Genomic DNA, 17,115 nt, shown 5'->3' with positions numbered 1-17,115 from the left:
GCTCGAAGACTGTGTAGATCGCGGCTTCACAGCCGGAGACGCGGCAACTCATTTAGTGCACTGTCACCGTAGCGCTGAACGAAAGGGCCTCAACGGGCTGGAGTTCGGATGCTGGTGGCCACCCAAAGGAAAAAATGAAATGAATCGACGTAAGGCAATCACGCCCAGGAACATCTCACTCCTGTTCCTGACAATACTCGGCATTTCTTTCCTGGCCACGACCGGGAGCGAAGCGAGAGAAAAAGTGTATTATCAAGCCACGTGTGTAACAGGCAGGGGAAACCTGCCGTCAGGAGCGGCTGCGCCGGACTACTGCACCTGTGCAGGAGTTACCGCATGTGTCGGTTGCTCGTCCTTTACATGCTCGCGCTGGGCCATCATAAAAAATGAAGGAAAAAAGACGTCAACAAAGGCACAATAGGGCGCGAGATCGTGCGCGACGTCAGGTATTCAAAGCGCCCTGCATCGCCCCGCCCCACCCCCGCGACGCCTCGAACAATGCCATCGCCGGCGCCGTCGGCGGCAGCGTGTCGGGAGCGATCAGCTTGATTTCCTTGGCGAGGTCGACGCCTTCGATACGGAGCGCGACCAGCCGCCCGGCGGCGACTTCGTCGGCGACCGAGGACTCCATGACGATCGACGCGCCGCCACCGGCGCGGACCGCGCGCTTGACGGCCTCGGTGCTGCCGAAGCCATCGACGATCGTGAGGGTATTCGCGGATGGTCCGAGCTGGCTGCGCAGGAGATGCCCGGTTCCGGTGCCGGATTCGCCGCCCAGCAACGGTTCGCCCTGCAGCTCGGCCACGGACAGGGAGCCGAGCCCGGCCCAGCGATGATCGGGTGCGACGATGACGACCAGCGGCTCGCGCGCCCAGGTGCGTGCGGCAAAGCCTTCCCTGCCGTCCCACCATTCCATGGCGGCGAGATCGGCTTCGCCGCGTTCCAGCCGGGCGATGACATCGACGTTCGATCCGATCCATTGCTCGACCGGAATGCCGGCGCTGCGCTGAAAGGCCGCCAGATGAGGCTGCAGCAAATAAGTGCCGACGTTGCTCGATGCGGCGACGCGCAGCGTCGGAAGCTGGACGAGGCCGCGCACGCGTCCGGCGGTTTCCACCAGCGAACGCGCCAGCGGCAGGAAGCGCGCGCCCTGGTCGGTCAGCATCGCGCCGCCGCGCCGGCGCAACACCAGGGGTGCTGCCAGAACCTCTTCGAGCTGGCGGATATGATCCACGATGGTCGACGGCGCCAGATCGAGCTGACGCGCGGCGGCGCGAATGCCGCGGGCGGCGATCACCGTCAGGAAGGTGCGGGCGTGGGTCAGGTTCAGCATTTTATCCGGTCAATGCTGCGGTCTTCATGTTCTTGATATTGACGAGCCCGGCCGGCAGCTGGCCTGCGAGAGCCTGCAGGATGCTGTTGGCGGTGGACAGTTCGATCTGGCGCCGCGCCGACGTCACCGCCGATCCGATATGCGGCGTCAGCACGGTTCGCGCCCCCGGTGCGGTCAGTCTCGCATCGATCGACATCGGCCGCTGCGGCCGCGCCCAGTCCTCACATTCGAACACATCGGCGGCGTAGCCGCCGAGATGACCGCTCTCGAGCGCATCCGCCACCGCGGCTTCCTCGACCAGCGACCCGCGCGCGGGGTTGACCAGCAACGCCCCGGGCTTCATCCGGGCGATCGCCTTCGCATCGATCAATCCGGTGGTGGTTTCCGTCAGCGGCAGGCCCAGCACCACGAAATCGGACAGCTTCAAGACGTCATCGAATGCCGCCCGCTCGACGCCGGCGCCCTCGTCGATGGGCCTCGTGTCGAATGCGACGATGCGGCAGCCGAAGCCACGGAGCCGGCGCGCGATGGCCTGGCCGACCAGGCCGAACCCGACGATCCCGACCGTCGAATGGCCGATACCCGTGCCATACAATTGAGGCCGCCAGCCGGCGAAGCCCTGATGACGAATGCCGACATCGCCGAGCGGGATATGTCGCCCGAGCGCGATCATCAATCCGATCGCCAGTTCCGCGGTCGGCTCGGTGAGCAGATCCGGCACGATGGTGACCTGGACGCCGCGTTCGTTTGCGGCATCGACATCGATATTGTCATAGCCCTTCAGCGCGGCGCCGATGACTTTCAGTCGGGGGCATCGTTCCAGAAAGGCCCGATCGATGCGGTCGGTCATGAAGGCCATCAGCCCGCTCGCCTCCCTGCACCGTTCGATCACTTCGTCCCGGCTCCACGGTTCGGAATTCTCGTTCGCGACGATTCGGGCAACGCGTTCGAGCGCGGCGCGCGTCTCCGGAAAAACCCGGCTAGTCAGAACAATGAGGGGCGATTTCGTCATCGGTGCACCGTTACTTGAGTGATTTGCGCAAGTAGGCGCCGACACTGTCGACCATCACCACACAGGCGAGGATCGACAACAGGATGGCCGATACCTGGTCGTAATTCAGCAGCCGCAGCGCCGCGATCAGTTCGAAGCCAATCCCGCCGGCGCCGACGATGCCGAGCACGGCGGAAGCGCGGAAATGATATTCCCAGCGATAGATCGTGACATCGGTCAGCTGCGGCAGCACCTGCGGCAACACGGCGTGCATGATGACCTGCATCGGCGTCGCACCGGCGGCGCGGGCCGCTTCCAGCGGCTTGGGATCGACATGCTCGATCGCCTCCGCATAGAACTTTCCCACCATGCCGACCGAATGCAGCGCCAGCGCGAGAACGCCCGGCAGGGCGCCGAAGCCGACCGCGGCGACGAACAGGACACCGAGGATAATTTCCGGCACCGAACGCAGAAAGGCGAGCAGGGTCCGCACCGCCAGATAGACCGCCGGATGCGGGCTGGTATTGGGCGCGGCGAGAAGCGCCAGCGGCAGCGAGAACACCACGGCGAGAGCGGTGCCGGCGATCGACATCGCCAGCGTATCCAGCAGCGGCCGTATCCAGGTCCGCCAGCGGCTGAAATCGGGCGGCACCATTTCCGAGGCCAGCGTGGAGATCGCGGGCCCGCTTTCGATGAACCGCTGCGCATCGAAAAAGCCGGTTGCCGCAAGCGCGGCGATACAGGCGGCGACGACCAGGCCGACCAGCCCCGCCCCGCGCAGGGCGGAGCGTCTCTGGTCGGCGAGAATGGCGTCGAAGGTCTGCGAAGCGGACTTCATTACAGCTTGGCGATGTCGAGCTGCAGCACCTTCGCCATGTCGCGCAGCACGTCGTAATCCTTGTCGGTGGCCGCCGCGATGGCCTCGACGCGGAACAGCTTCAGGATGGCCGGATCCTTGAGGTCGAGGAATGCCTTCCTGATCGCGTCCTTGAGTTCTGGCTTCAGAAATCCCTGCAGTGTGATCGGATAGTTCGGGATGGGATCGGACAGCGCGAGTTGCCTGAGTTTTGAAGCATCGACCTTCTTGGTCTCGACCAGGATCCGGTAGATCGATTCGGACAGCGCCCCGGCCGGGACCTGCCCGGCGGCGACGGCGCGCGCGACCGCATCGTGCTGGCCGAGATGAACGACCTTGTAGTCGGCATCGCCGATCAGCCCCTGCTTGGCCAGCAGCGCGCGCGGCGCGAGATGGCTCGACGTGGAGGCCCGATCGCCGAACGCGAACGGCTTGCCCTTGATCTCGGCGATTTCCTTCACCGGACCGTCCGCGGTGGCGATCAGGATCGACTGATAATTGGGCTTGCCCTTTTCGACACCGACGCCGAACGGCTCGATTTCCGGCGCTTTCGACTTGGCGAGCACGTAGGAGAACGGCCCGAAATATCCGACCTCGATCCGCCCGAACCGCATCGCCTCGATCATCGACGAATAATCCGTAGTGACGATGATCTCGACCGGCTTCTTCAGCACGCCCTCGAGATACGCCTTGAGCGGCTGCGCGTTCTGAATGATGGTCGAGGCATTTTCGTCGGGCAGCAGCGCGATGCGCAGTTTGTCGGGGTTGGCCTTGTCGGCGAACGCAGGACCGGCGAGCGCGCAGAGGCCGGTTGCGACGGATGCGAAAAGGAAATCACGGCGTTGAATCATGTAGTCTCTCCATCCTGTTGAAGGGTTCGATCAGGCGGCTTGCGCCAGGCTCTGGCGTTCCGTCGCGTAGATATGATCGAGCGTGTGCGACCCGAGTTGATCCGGCGCGCCGTCGAAGACGATGCGCCCCTGGGCGAGGCCGATAATGTGATCGGCGAACTGGCGGGCCAGATCCACCTGATGCAGGCTGACGATCGCGGTGATGCCGTCCTCGCGGCAAATCCGGTGAAGGTCCTCCAGCACCCGGACCGACGTGGCGGGATCGAGGCTCGCGACCGGCTCGTCGGCGAGCACGATCTCCGGCTTCTGGGCCATGGCGCGCGCAATTCCGACGCGTTGCTGTTGCCCGCCGGAAAGCTGATCGGCGCGGTTCAGCGCGCGGTCGGCCAGGCCGACCCGGTCGAGCGCCTCCAGCGCCAGCAGGCGGTCGGCGCGCGGCAGGGGAAACATCGAGCGGAGCGCGCCATGCGCGGCCAGCCGCCCGGTCAGGACATTGTCGAGCGCCGACAGGCGACCGATCAGATGATGCTGCTGGAACACCATGCCGGTGCGCCGCCGATGCGCCCGCAACTGGGCCCGGCTGGCGAAAATCGATCCGCGTCCTTCGACGCGAACCTCGCCGGAAGTCGGTCGCACCAGCCCGTTCAGGCTGCGCAACAATGTCGATTTGCCTGCCCCCGAGGTGCCGAGAAGGACGATGAATTTGCCGCGCTGGAACACCGCTGACGTCGGCCGCAGCGCCACCACGCCGTTGGGATACGTAACGGACACATTCAAGAGCGATAACATGTCGAACCCCGGAGAGCAGAGGCCGCATGTTCGGCTGTTCCGAACAAACCGGGCCACTGTTCACTCAGTCCGACTATCAAGCGCTCATGACGGGGGAATGACAGCCTGGGTGGACGCGCTCGACTCAACGATGCCGCGCCGTGCGTCCTTTGTGACGAGATCGCTGGCGGATCAAAACTCCAGCGGAGCGTTGTCGACGACCTCCTTCATGACGAAGAACGTTCGGGTCTGCCGAACGCCAGGCAGTGCGATCAACTGATCGCCATGAATCCGGTTGAAGTCCGCCATGTCCTTGACCCTGATTTTCAGGGAATAATCGAAATCGCCGGCGACCAGATGACAATCGAGGATGAATTTCAATTTCGCGACGGCTTTCTCGAACGTCGCGAAACTCTCCGGTGTCGAACGATCGAGAACGACGCCGACCATGACCAGCGCGCCCCTGTCGACCTTTTGCGGCACAATCATCGCGCGAACGTTCTTGATGCAGCCTTGCTCGAACAGCGACTGGGTACGGCGGTGACATGTTGCCGGACTGACGTCGACCAGTTGCGCCAGTTCGGCGTTGGAGAGCCGGCCATTGCCCTGAAGCAGGCGCAGCATCTTCAGGTCGATCCGATCAAGTTTTTTGTGCACGGAAGATTCTTCCATTATTCGACGATGGATTCGAAGACTTCTGCCATTTATATACAGAACTTCTTCAAGTAGAGCAATTTTCTCGATGACTTCGAGAGCACCTCTCTCGCTGACAATGTTAGTTTCCGGCCCATCGGAGCAACAGGCAGAAGGGCACCTTGCATGCTGGAGAAGTTCGAACGCTATCCCCTCACTTTCGGACCTACCCATATCGAGAAGCTGGAGCGCCTCGGCGCGCATCTGGGCGGCAAGGTCGAACTCTACGCGAAACGCGAGGACTGCAATTCGGGACTGGCTTTCGGCGGCAACAAGCTGCGCAAGCTCGAATACATTATTCCCGATGCGATTGCCTCCAACGCCGACACACTGGTCTCGATCGGTGGGGTGCAGTCAAACCACACGCGCATGGTTGCCGCCGTCGCGGCGAAGATCGGCATGAAATGCCGGCTCGTTCAGGAAAGCTGGGTGCCACACGAGGATGCCGTCTACGATCGGGTCGGCAATATCCTCCTGAGCCGGATCATGGGCGCCGACGTCGAAATGGTCGACGAAGGGTTCGACATCGGCATCCGGGAAAGCTGGGAAGCGGCGATCGCGGACGTGAAGGCGAAGGGCGGCAAGCCCTATGCGATTCCGGCGGGCGCCTCGGTGCACAAGTATGGCGGCCTCGGCTATGTCGGCTTTGCCGAAGAGGTACGCGCGCAGGAAAAGGAACTCGGTTTTGCCTTCGACTACATCGTCGTCTGCACGGTCACCGGTTCGACCCATGCCGGCATGCTGGTCGGCTTCGCCAGGGACGGTCGCGCGCGCAAGGTGATCGGCATCGACGCATCCTTCACGCCGGCTCAGACCAGGGCGCAGGTACTCGAGATCGCGCGGAACACCGCCGACCTCGTCGAACTCGGCCGGGAAATTGTCGAACAGGATGTCGTTCTGGTCGAGGATTATGCCTACCCCGCCTATGGTGTTCCGTCGCAGGAAACCAAGGAGGCTATCCGCCTGTGCGCCCGCCTCGAAGGCATGATCACCGATCCCGTCTATGAAGGTAAGTCCATGCAGGGCATGATCGATCTCGTGAAGAAGGGCTATTTTCCCAAGGGATCGAAAGTTCTCTACGCCCATCTTGGTGGCGCACCGGCGATCAACGGTTACGCCTATACCTTCCGCAACGGTTGAGCGGAGGACATCGGCTGATCTTCCGCTTCCGCGGAAGCGACTGAGAGAACACGCGCTTTCCGCGCCAGTTTCCGGTATCATCTACCCCAAGTGAACGCCAAGATTTGCGAAGGGGAGAGAACCGATGGACGAACTCGCGGCCCGGCGCGCAGCCGAAACGCTGCTCGCGGCACACCAGGCCAATGTGCAATTCAAGACGCTGGCTCCGCCGGACCGGCCCGCCACGGTCGCGGACGCCTATGATATCCAACAGAGGTTCGTCACGCTGCTGCGGGGCACGCATGGCGACGCCGTCGGCTACAAGGTCGGACTGACCTCGGCCGCGATGCAGACCTTTTGCGGGATCGACCATCCGATCGCGGGCGTCGTGTTGGCCAAACGCGTCATGCAGTCGGGAGCTACCGTCCGCCGCGCGGATTACGGGCGGCTCGGGCTGGAATTCGAAATCGCAGTTCGGCTCAAGTCGGACGTGCCGGCGGGCACGCCGTTCACCGCCGAGACGATCGCGCCGCACATCGACGGCGTCTGCGCCGCGATCGAAATCGTCGACGATCGGAGCGCCGATTATGCCGGCCTCGATGTGCTGTCGCTGGTGGCGGACAATTCCTGGAACGCCGGCATCGTGCTGTCGGAGTTTTCGGCCACATGGCCTGATCTCGCCGATGTGCCCGGCCGCGCCAGCAAGGACGGGGTAGCAATCGGCGAAGGTCACGGCCGCGACATCCTCGGCCATCCCTTCAATTCGGTCGCCTGGCTTGCCACGCAACTGGCTGCGCGGGGCGCGGGGCTGAAGGCCGGCGAGGTGGTAATGACCGGCGCCGTCATGAAAACCGTATTTCCGGACGCCGAGGCGAGCTACCGGTTCGAGCTCGACGGGCTGGGCTCGGTCGAGGTGCAGGTATTGTAGGGCGCGTTAGCCGCAAGGCGTAACCCGCCGCTCGCGAAACAAGATGGTGGGTTACGCCTGACGGCTAACCCACCCTACGGGGGATCGATGAATTTTTCGAAGGCGCATTTCATTGGCATTGCCGGGAAGGGCATGAGCGCGACGGCGCTCCTGCTCAGGCAGATCGGCGTGCAGATTACCGGATCCGACGAAGGATTCTATCCGCCGGTCAGCGATTACCTGAAGAGCGAGAAGATCCGGTTTGCCGAAGGGTACCGGAAAGAGAATATCCCTGATGACGCCGACGTCATCGTGATCGGCAAGAACGCAAAACTTACACCCGAGAGCAATGAAGAAGTCCGCGCCGCGATGGACTCGGGCAAGCCGGTTCGATCGTTTGCGGATCTGCTGCACGACATGACCGCTGATTCGGAGACCATCGTTGCGGCGGGCAGCTACGGCAAGTCGACCTGCACCGCCCTGCTGGCGTGGTGCCTGAGGGTCGCGAACAGGGACCCCAGCTACTTCATCGGCGAGATCACCAACGGGTTCGATACGCACGCCCATCGCGGCCAGGGCGAGACATTCGTTCTCGAAGGCGACGAGTATCCGGCATCGAACTGGGACAACCGTTCGAAATTCCTGCGCTATAACGCAAGGAACGTCCTGCTCACGTCGGCAACCCACGACCACATCAATGTTTTCCCGACGCATGCGGACTATCTCGCCCCGTTTCGCACCCTGCTCGGCTCATTGCCGGCCGACGGGCTTCTGGTCGTCAACAGCGAAGAGACTCACGCACGCACCCTCGCCGCGGGTCTCGCCTGCCGCATTGTGTTCTACGGACTGGACGACAAGGCGCATTGGCATGCCGAAAACATCGAACGCGGCGCGGAAACGGGCTTCGACCTGATGCGGGGCTTTGAGCGGATCGCCCGTCTGTCGACCAACATGCTCGGCGATCACAACATCGAGAATATCATCGGCGTCAGCGCGATGCTGCTGGAGAAGAAACTGCTGTCCCCGGAGGAGTTGAATGCCGGCATCAGCACATTCCAGGGCGTGAAGCGCCGCATGGAACTGCTCTCGCCCGCGTCAAGCGTGCCCGTTTACGAAGGCTTCGGATCGTCGTACGAGAAGGCGAGATCCGCCATCGTCGCCACCAAACTCCATTTCCCCGAACGGCGCCTCATCGTGGTTTTCGAACCGCATACATTCACCTGGCGAAACAGGTCGGCGATATCAGCCTATGATGACGTATTCGCAGGCGCGTCCAGGATTTTCATCTTCGAACCGGCGTCCCAGGGCGCCGGCTCCCATGCCCAGTTGAGCCAGGACGAAATTGTCGCCCGCACCAGAGCGGCGGGCTACGATGCCGAAGCGATCACCGACCCGGAGGCGGCGTTGCAGGGATTAAGCGATGTCCTGCGCCCGGATGATGTCGTTCTGCTGCTGACATCCGGCGAGCTTGGCGGACTGATCCGAAAAATTCCGGAGCTGGTCGAGATGAAATACCCTCGATAACGCACTTTCCAGCTCATCCGAGCCGGCGCACATTCTTCTCCCCTCCTCCCGCGAAGCGGTGGGGAGGGGTCGGGGGTGGGGGGCGCTTCCCGCAAATTCGCTGCTGGTCGAATGCGCTGAACCACCCCCCACCCCCGACCCCTCCCCGCCACGCGCAAGGGCGCGTGGAGGGAGGGGAGAAAGGCATCGCCCAGGCGTCTCGAAAGGATGAAGCATTACGCGGCGCCAGTGCGACCTGATCTCACCGTGCTGCGCTGCTTCTACGTCAGCGCCTCCCTGACCTTCTTTGCGAGGTCGCTCCTGCGGTAGGGCTTGTTCAGGAGATGGACGCCTTGATCGAGGCCGCCCTGATGGGGGACGGCGGTGTCCGCGTATCCCGATGAAAGGATCACACGCAGGCCGGGGCTGAGCTTGCGGGCCTCACCGGCGAGCTGGCGGCCGTTCAGCCCGCCGGGCATGACGACGTCGGTGAACAGCAGATCGAACCCGCCCTCGCGCTTGAGCAGGTCAAGCGCCTGCGAGCCGTTGACCGCGCTGACGACGCGGTACCCCAGATTCTGCAGCTGCATCACCACCATTTCCCGCACCATCGCATCGTCATCGACCAGCAGTATCTTCTCGCTGCCGCGCGGCAGCGACCCGTCGCGGATTTCCGGCCTGGCCAGCGCGATTTCGTCGGCTGCCCTTGGAAGATAGATCCGGACGCTGGTTCCCTGACCGGGCGCGGAATGGATCCGGACGTGGCCGCGCGACTGCGCGACGAAGCCATAGACCATGCTGAGGCCGAGACCGCTGCCTTTGCCGACCTCCTTGGTGGTGAAGAACGGCTCGAAGGCGCGAGCCAGCGTATCCCTGTCCATTCCGGTGCCGGTATCGGATACCGTGACCAGCAAGTAATCTCCGGGTGCAAGGCCACGGTCCGCGACGGCGGCTTCATCCATGCGGATGTTGCTGGTCTCGATCGTGAGGCGGCCGCCATCCGGCATCGCGTCGCGGGCGTTGATGGCAAGGTTGAGCAACGCGTTTTCGAGCTGCGCCGGGTCGACGAAGACGTGCCACAGATTGGCCGGCAGCACGGTCTTGATCTCGAGCTGTCCGCCGATGGCGCGCCGGATCAGCCCGTCCATCTTCGAGATCAGCAGGTTGATATCGATCGCCTTCGGATCCAGCGGCTGCTGGCGGGAAAAGGCGAGCAGCCTGCCGGTCAATTCGGCGCCGCGCTCGGCCGCCTTGCGCGCCACTTCGGCCAGCGCCCGCAGCGCCGGGTCGCTGCTCTCCTCGATCAGTTCGGCGTTGCCGATGATGATCGTGAGAAGATTGTTGAAGTCGTGCGCGATGCCGCCCGTCATCTGGCCGACGGCTTCCAGCCGCAACGACTGCCGCAACTGGGCCTCGACCTTTCGCTGCTGGGTCACATCCGTCAGCATCGAGCAGACCGCCAGCTGATCGTCCCACTGAATGGCGAACGCCCGGTTCTCGAGGTCGATGAACGTGCCGTCCTTCTTCTTGCCCTTCAGGTCATAAAAGACGGGGGCGTCGCGGCCGTCGAGGCGTTCCCTGTAGCAGGCCTCGATCCGCTCCCATTCGCCGTCGGCGACCAGCACCTTGCAGTCGGGCATATTCTGGATTTCGTCCTTGCTGGCGTAGCCGAAAATCCGTGCCATCTCGCCATTGGCCAGGATCGGCTTGAAGTTGCGATGGACCAGGATGCCGATATTCGCCTGTTCGATCAGGGTCTCGAGCCGCATATCGGCCAGCTTGCGTTCCGCTATCTCCTGCTGCAGCGCGCGGTTCGCGGCTTCGAGCTGGATGGTCTTGTCCTCCAGTTTCCGCACCAGCGCCGCGCTGTATTGCTTGACGATGTCCTGGTCGCTGGCCTCAGGCATATGCACGGGCTTGGAGCCTGCGCCGGTTACCCTGGAAAGCACATGGCCAATCGCCGCCATGAATTCGTCGGGCTCCTTCGGCTTGACGATGAAGGCATCCGCGCCGAGATTGATCGCCAGCCTTTCATCCTCGACCGAGGTATATGTCGCGGTGTAGACGACGAACGGGATATTCCTGAGATGGTCGTCCTGTCTCCAGTGCCGCAGCAGGGTGTAGCCATCCATCACCGGCATCAACAGGTCGGAGATGACCAGGCCCGGCGGCGAATGACGGGCTTTTTCCAGGGCTTCGGCGCCATGCAACGCGGACTCGACTTCGTAGCCGTACGCGCCAAGCAGCGTCCGCAAATAATACAGATTGTCCTCGCTGTCATCGACAATCAGCACCCGCGGCATGCCCGTCATGACGGCCCCCGCCGGAAGAACTTCTCGATCTCGCTGACGAACGTCTCGGGATCGATCGGCTTTTCAATGTAACCGTCGCAGCCTGCTTCCATCGCCTTTTCACGATCTCCCGCCATCGCGTAGGACGTCACCGCGATGATCGGCACGTCGTTCAATGAAGGATTTAGCCGAAGCGCTCGCGCCACCTGATAGCCGTCCATCCCGGGCAGCTGGATGTCCAGAAGAATGCCCTTCGGCCGAAAGCTCGATCCGAGTTCAACGCCGGTCGGGCCGTTGGAGGCGGGCACGACCGAATAGCCCGACTTCTCCAGCAGGAACGTGGCGAGGTAGCGGTTCTGTTCGTTGTCCTCTATCAGGAGGATCTTGTTGGTCATTGCGGTCAAACGCCCCCTTTGAAAGGCAGAACGAGCGTAAAGACGCTACCGCGCCCGAATTCGCTCTCCACCTGAATGCCTCCGCCGAGGCGCTCGGCCAGCCGGCGAGAGATCGCCAGCCCGAGGCCAGTGCCGTCATGCTGCCGGGAAATCCCGGTATCGATCTGCCGGAAGGCCTGAAATATCTTCGGAAGATGTTCGGCCTGAATTCCGATGCCGGTGTCCGCGACCCGGACAAGCAGGGCCGGCCCATCCTGGCCGGCGATTCCGGGTGCGATCGTTGCGGACAGTTTCACGCTTCCCTGCTCGGTAAATTTGACCGCATTGCTCAGAAGATTCAGCAGCATCTGCTCGACGCGCCGCTGATCGCTGATGAATTCCCGGGGCAGATCCCCGAGGTCGGCCGACAGCGCCAGCCCCTTCTTCTCCGCCATCGGCATGATCGATGCAACGATGCGTTCGATCGAAGCCGCGATATCGAACGCCTTGAAACTGACCTCCAGCTCCCCCGCCTCGATCTTCGAAATATCCAGAACATCGTTGATCAGGGCGAGCAGATGACGGGCGCTGCCGCGCACCATGCCAAGCTGCTTTTTCTGTTCGGGGTTCAACTCGCCGGCCAGCCCCTGCAGCACGATCCCCGAAAAGCCGATGATGGAATTGAGCGGAGTGCGCAATTCATGCGACATCGTCGCCAGAAAGGCCGACTTGGTTTGATCCGCCGCCCTGGCCCTCGCCAGCGCGGTTTGCAGATCAACCGTCCGCTCGGTGACTTTTCGTTCGAGGCCTTCGTTCAGTTCACGCAAGGCCTCTTCCGCCCGCTTGCGCTCCGAAATGTCGATGCCGACACCGATCAGGCAGGTCCTGCCTTCAAAGACAATGCGGCGGCCGGTGAGATAATAGGGCGTGCTCTTGCCGTTCTTGGCCAATAACGGCGCCTCGATGGAGGATTCCCCCTTCTCGAAAACCTCCTTTATCTTTGTCGTCAGCAGCGGCCTGTCTTGATCGGAGAAGAATTCGGCGGGGTGCATCCGCTCGATCTCGTGGGCGGCATAGCCGGTGACAATCTCGAAGTCGCGATTCCACCGCAAGAACTGGCCGTGCTCATCGTACAGATAGAGGACGCCGGCCATGCTCTCGATAATGGTGTCGGAGAACGCCCTCTCGCTCCTGGCAATGGCTTCAACCCTCCGGCGCTCGTCTTCGCGGGCGGATGCGTCGAGTCCGATCGAGATGTCGCTGGCGGCTTCCTTGAGCAGGGCCATTTCCGCTTCCTGAAAGAAATCCGTTTCATCCGCATTGACCGCCAGCACGCCGCAGACCTTACCCGCCACCCGGATCGGAAGTGCTGCCGACGATCGAAACCCGCGCCGCGTGGCCTCTGCCAGCCACGGCTGCATGTCCGGGTCGGTGGAAAAATCCTGACTGATGCGAGGCTCGCCATCGCGAAAGGCCTTGCCCGACGGACCGCGGCCCTGCGCGCGATCCTCACCATACACTTCGATCGATTGAACATAGCCGCTGTGATCGCCAGCCACGGCCACCGGAACCAGCCTGGCGGTCTGCGGATCGAACCAGGAGACCCACGCCACGGAAAAAGCGCCCTTGTCGACCAGCGCTTCGCAGACCCGGGTGAACAGTACTTCGCGGCTCGGCGTCAATACGATGGCCTGGTTGATCTCGCTGAGAGAAGCATAGAGCCGGGAGATTCGTTCGACATCCCGCGTCCGCTTCGTCAGCGCGGTAATGTCGCGAACAATTTTCGACGCCCCGGCGATTCGCCCGCGATCGTCCCTGATCGGCGAGACGGCGATCGAAACATCGACGAGCCTGCCTTCCTTGGTCCGGCGAACCGTTTCAAAATGATCGACGCGTTCGCCGCGCCGCAGCTTGTCCAGGATGATATCCTCCTCGCCCCTCCTGTCGTCCGGGATCAGTCGATCAATGGAAGTTCCGACAATCTCGTCGGCGCGGTAGCCGAAGATATTCTCTGCCGCGGCATTCCAGCTGCCGACGATCCCGTCCAGATCGTTGCCGACAATCGCGTCGGAAGATGAGTCGACGATGGCAGCGAGAAGCTCGCGGGAAGTCTGGACCCGGCCGATTTCGCCGAAGATGCTCAACCTGGCGCCGTCCGCCAACCCGATCGACGTGACATCCACGGCGAACACCGAACCGTCCTTGCGGCGAAACCGCTGCTCCTGGCAATGAGTGGCGCTGCCGGTCGCGGTCAATGCTGGCGCAATGTCCCGCGCCGCGGCCTGCACCACGATATCCGAGAGGTCCAGCCCGCTCAGCTCATCGCGGGAATAGCCGAGCATCCGGCAGGCCGCCGGATTGGCATCGATGAAATGCACCCCGGAACCGGCCAGCAGGACGCCAACCTCGGCATGCTCGAAGAGATGGAGGAAACCGGCGTCGCTCGCGCGCGCCTGCACATGCAAGTCCAGCTCTTTGAAGTCAGGCATTTAAAATGGCCGGGGGGTTCAGCGGCGCAGCCGCGAGCATAGTCCGGTCGAACGCCGGATGGAAGCAGGATCGCCACCCTGTCGTCGCCACGGATTGCACCTGCCAGCCATGATCTGCTTCGTATGCTCTCGGGCAGAGTGCAAGCGGGTTAAAGCCAACGGGATTGTTGCCGGATGTGGTTCACAGGCTATGATGGAAATGGATTGCAATGGCCAGATGTGTCGCTTCGGCTCGCCGCCCACCTCAAACCTGGTTTAGCGATGGCCCTGCAGCATCGCCAGCAGCACCACCACGACCAGTACCAGCGCCGCCGACAGCCCCTTCCAGAACAACAGCGGATTGCGCTCGATCAGCGGCGCCGACGCGGCGTTGACGAATTCCGCATTGGGATAACGCAGGTCGTGGAGGAATTCGGACAGCGCCTCGTAGCGCTTGTAAGGATCGGGATGCACCGCTTTCTTCAGGACGCCGTCGATCCACGCCGGAATCTCGCTGTTGTCGTCGAGCGCCGAACGGCATTTCAGTTTGCGTTGCTGCGATTTGGTCCGCGTCCGCGCCATCTTGGCGCCATAGGGCAATCGCCCCGTCAGCATCTGGTAGGTGATGATTCCGAGCGAAAAGATATCGGAGCGCGACGAGCCGTTCTCGCCGATGAAGTATTCCGGCGCGGTGTACTGGAAGGTGCCGAGAATATCGTCGCGGCCGGCCGGCGGCGCCGCCTCGACCACGCCGGTGACCCGGGTGGAGCCGAAATCGATGATCTTCACCGTGCCGGTCCTGTCGATCATGACATTGTCCGGCCGCAGGTCCTGATGCAGCATTTCCTTGCGGTGGAAGGCGCGCAATCCTTTTGCGATCTGCTCGACGATGCCGCGGATGGTTTCCAGATCCGGCTTCGGATTGTCGATCATCCATTGCGCCAGCGTCTGGCCGTCGATGAATTCGGTGACGACATAGAGGTAATTGCGCTTGCGCGACTGCAGGCAGGGTTTCAGCACATGGGCGCTGTTGATGCGCCGGGCGACCCACTCCTCCATCATGAAGCGCTTCAGGTAGGCGGGGTCGCCGCGCAAATCGATCGACGGAATTTTCAGCGCGACCAGTTCGTCGTTGTCGGCATCGACCGCAAGGTAGATGTGGCTGCGGCTCGAGGCATGCAATTCCCTGACGATGCGGTAGCCGTCGAACACCATCCGCGCTTCCAATAGCGGCGGCAGCGGCAGTTCGGAGGGTTGGCCGAACACCTCGCTGGCCTCGCCGGCGGGCGAAGCATCGATCCGGACGATCTGGACGGTGAGATTGTCCGGACTGCCCTGTTCCCAGGCCTGCTCGACGATGCTCTTCGCGGCCCGATCGAGATCATCGGCGCTGTCCCTGATCGCCCTGGCGATGAAGCGGGCCGGGACATGTTCGTAGACGCCGTCGGTGGCGAGCACGAACACATCGCCCTTCTCGACCTGGTGCGACTGGTAGTCGATTTCGATCTGGGGATTCACCCCGAGCGCGCGGCCGAGGTAGCTTTGCTGCGATGATATGATGACCCGGTGGTCGGTGGTCAGTTGCTCCAGCGCGTTGCCGGAAACGCGATAGATCCTGGAGTCGCCGACGTGAAAGATATGCGCGGTGGTCGACTTGATGACCATGGCGCTGAGGGTACAGACGTAGCCCTTGTCCATGTCATGGGAGTACTGGCTGCGCCTTGTCTGCGCATGCAGCCAGGAGTTGGTGGCCGCCAGCACGCGCTGGGCCGAGGTCTTCACCGACCAGGCTTCCGAGGTGCAGTAGTAGTCGGTGAGGAACCCCTTGACCGCCGACTCGGCTGCGATCCGGCTGACCGGGCTCGAACTGATGCCGTCGGCCAGCACGATGGCGATGCCCTTCAGGCCGAGCAGCGGCTCTTCCGGAACGAGGACGCCATGGAAGTCCTGATTGGTCTCCTTACGACCCTTATCAGAATGCTGCCCGACCGATATTTTCAGTTCACGCGACATCTTTTGACGCCAGGGCCTGATGGCCTCACCCTGAGTAGGATGAGGCCCCGTAAAGTCAATCGCGATCAGGCGATCCCGCGCTTCGGCGCGGTCTTGACGTGGGTGGCGTACAGCGTCAGTCCGGTGAAGGCGAGGCCGCCGACCAGATTGCCGACCACGGTCGGGATCTCGTTCCAGATCAAATAATCCATGATCGAGAATTTGGCGCCGAGCAGCAGGCCCGACGGGAACAGGAACATGTTCACGATGGAATGCTCGAAGGTCATGAAGAAGAACAGCATGATCGGCATCCACATCGCGATCACCTTGCCGCTGACCGTGGTCGAGATCATGGCGCCGACGACGCCGGCCGAGACCATCCAGTTGCAGAGCATGCCGCGGATGAACAGCGTCAGCATGCCGCCCGCGCCATGCGCGGCGTAGCCGACGGTACGGCCTTCGCCGATGGTGCCGATGACCTGGCCGACCTTGTCCGGCGGCGAGGTGAAGCCGAAGGTGAAGACGACCGCCATCATCACGGCGACCGTAAAGGCGCCGGCGAAATTACCGATGAACACCAGGCTCCAGTTGCGCAGCACGCCGCCGATGGTGACACCGGGGCGCTTGTCGATGAGCGCCAGCGGACACAGCACAAACACGCCGGTCAGAAGATCGAAGCCGAACAGATAGAGCATGCAGAAGCCGACCGGAAACATCGCGGCACCCACGAACGGAACGCCGGTCGAGACGGTGACGCTCACCGCGAAGGCCGCGGCCAATGCCAGGATCGCACCGGCCATATAGGCCCGGATGACGGTGTCCCTGGTGGACATGAAGATCTTGGCTTCGCCGGCGTCCACCATCTTGGTGACGAATTCCGAAGGCGCGAGATAGGCCATTAAGTTTTTCCCCTGTTGTTGAATCGGATGAGCGCGCGGGACCGGCTCCGATCGGAAACAGGGAGGCATG

At 62.7% G+C, this 17,115-nt stretch carries 14 protein-coding genes; 3 read left to right on the top strand and 11 right to left on the bottom strand.

The annotated features are described in order from the left end of the window. Positions 1-442: 442 nt before the first annotated feature. The 6 genes from Q7T45_RS09020 to Q7T45_RS08995 form a co-directional block, all read right to left on the bottom strand. The gene (locus Q7T45_RS09020; RefSeq protein ID WP_304869887.1) at positions 443-1,333 is read right to left on the bottom strand and encodes a LysR substrate-binding domain-containing protein; all 891 of its coding nucleotides are present in this window, start codon (positions 1,331-1,333) and stop codon (positions 443-445) included. A 1-nt stretch (position 1,334) separates the two neighbouring features. Beyond that, positions 1,335-2,345 (bottom strand): phosphonate dehydrogenase, encoded by a 1,011-nt coding sequence (locus tag Q7T45_RS09015; protein WP_304869885.1) that lies wholly within the window; start codon positions 2,343-2,345, stop codon positions 1,335-1,337. A 10-nt stretch (positions 2,346-2,355) separates the two neighbouring features. Then, positions 2,356-3,162 carry a phosphonate ABC transporter, permease protein PhnE gene (gene phnE, locus Q7T45_RS09010; RefSeq protein WP_304869883.1) on the bottom strand — a complete coding sequence of 269 codons (807 nt, stop codon included), beginning with the start codon at positions 3,160-3,162 and terminating at the stop codon, positions 2,356-2,358. Continuing rightward, positions 3,162-4,031, bottom strand: coding sequence for a phosphate/phosphite/phosphonate ABC transporter substrate-binding protein (gene phnD, locus Q7T45_RS09005; RefSeq protein ID WP_304869881.1), 870 nt, complete (start codon positions 4,029-4,031; stop codon positions 3,162-3,164). The genes phnE and phnD overlap by 1 nt, the downstream gene beginning before the upstream one ends. Before the next feature lie 30 nt (positions 4,032-4,061). After that, on the bottom strand, positions 4,062-4,820 hold the full coding sequence (gene phnC, locus Q7T45_RS09000; protein WP_370691246.1) for a phosphonate ABC transporter ATP-binding protein: 759 nt from the start codon (positions 4,818-4,820) through the stop codon (positions 4,062-4,064). 171 nt (positions 4,821-4,991) lie between these two features. Beyond that, positions 4,992-5,456 (bottom strand): Lrp/AsnC family transcriptional regulator, encoded by a 465-nt coding sequence (locus Q7T45_RS08995; RefSeq protein ID WP_304869879.1) that lies wholly within the window; start codon positions 5,454-5,456, stop codon positions 4,992-4,994. Between the two features lie 162 nt (positions 5,457-5,618). Here Q7T45_RS08995 and Q7T45_RS08990 point away from each other — a divergent pair, with 162 nt between their 5' ends. The 3 genes from Q7T45_RS08990 (at position 5,619) to murC (ending at position 9,042) form a co-directional block, all read left to right on the top strand. Next, on the top strand, positions 5,619-6,632 hold the full coding sequence (locus Q7T45_RS08990) for a 1-aminocyclopropane-1-carboxylate deaminase (protein ID WP_304869877.1): 1,014 nt from the start codon (positions 5,619-5,621) through the stop codon (positions 6,630-6,632). Positions 6,633-6,756: 124 nt separating this feature from the next. Continuing rightward, complete coding sequence (locus tag Q7T45_RS08985; protein WP_304869875.1) at positions 6,757-7,539, top strand: 2-keto-4-pentenoate hydratase; 783 nt, start codon at positions 6,757-6,759, stop codon at positions 7,537-7,539. Between the two features lie 87 nt (positions 7,540-7,626). Continuing rightward, positions 7,627-9,042, top strand: coding sequence for a UDP-N-acetylmuramate--L-alanine ligase (gene murC, locus Q7T45_RS08980; protein ID WP_304869873.1), 1,416 nt, complete (start codon positions 7,627-7,629; stop codon positions 9,040-9,042). A gap of 260 nt (positions 9,043-9,302) precedes the next feature. Here murC and Q7T45_RS08975 read toward each other — a convergent pair whose 3' ends face one another. The 5 genes from Q7T45_RS08975 to Q7T45_RS08955 form a co-directional block, all read right to left on the bottom strand. After that, complete coding sequence (locus Q7T45_RS08975; RefSeq protein ID WP_304869870.1) at positions 9,303-11,333, bottom strand: response regulator; 2,031 nt, start codon at positions 11,331-11,333, stop codon at positions 9,303-9,305. Further along, the gene (locus tag Q7T45_RS08970; RefSeq protein WP_304869868.1) at positions 11,330-11,707 is read right to left on the bottom strand and encodes a response regulator; all 378 of its coding nucleotides are present in this window, start codon (positions 11,705-11,707) and stop codon (positions 11,330-11,332) included. Before Q7T45_RS08970 ends, Q7T45_RS08975 begins: the two co-directional genes overlap by 4 nt. Positions 11,708-11,712: 5 nt before the next feature. Further along, a complete protein-coding gene (locus Q7T45_RS08965; protein ID WP_304869866.1) occupies positions 11,713-14,175 on the bottom strand; it encodes a PAS domain S-box protein in 2,463 nt (820 codons plus the stop codon). A gap of 255 nt (positions 14,176-14,430) precedes the next feature. Beyond that, entirely contained in the window at positions 14,431-16,167 is a 1,737-nt protein-coding gene (locus tag Q7T45_RS08960) for a bifunctional protein-serine/threonine kinase/phosphatase (protein WP_304869864.1), read from the bottom strand. 65 nt (positions 16,168-16,232) lie between these two features. Then, positions 16,233-17,045: a formate/nitrite transporter family protein gene (locus tag Q7T45_RS08955; RefSeq protein ID WP_304869862.1), complete on the bottom strand. Its 813-nt coding sequence runs from the start codon at positions 17,043-17,045 to the stop codon at positions 16,233-16,235. Positions 17,046-17,115: the final 70 nt, after the last annotated feature.

It is taken from the genome of Bradyrhizobium sp. (assembly GCF_030646015.1).
GTDB lineage: Bacteria > Pseudomonadota > Alphaproteobacteria > Rhizobiales > Xanthobacteraceae > Bradyrhizobium.
The sequence above is the reverse complement of the archived record's forward strand: the minus strand, read 5'-3'. Positions and strand labels throughout refer to the sequence as shown.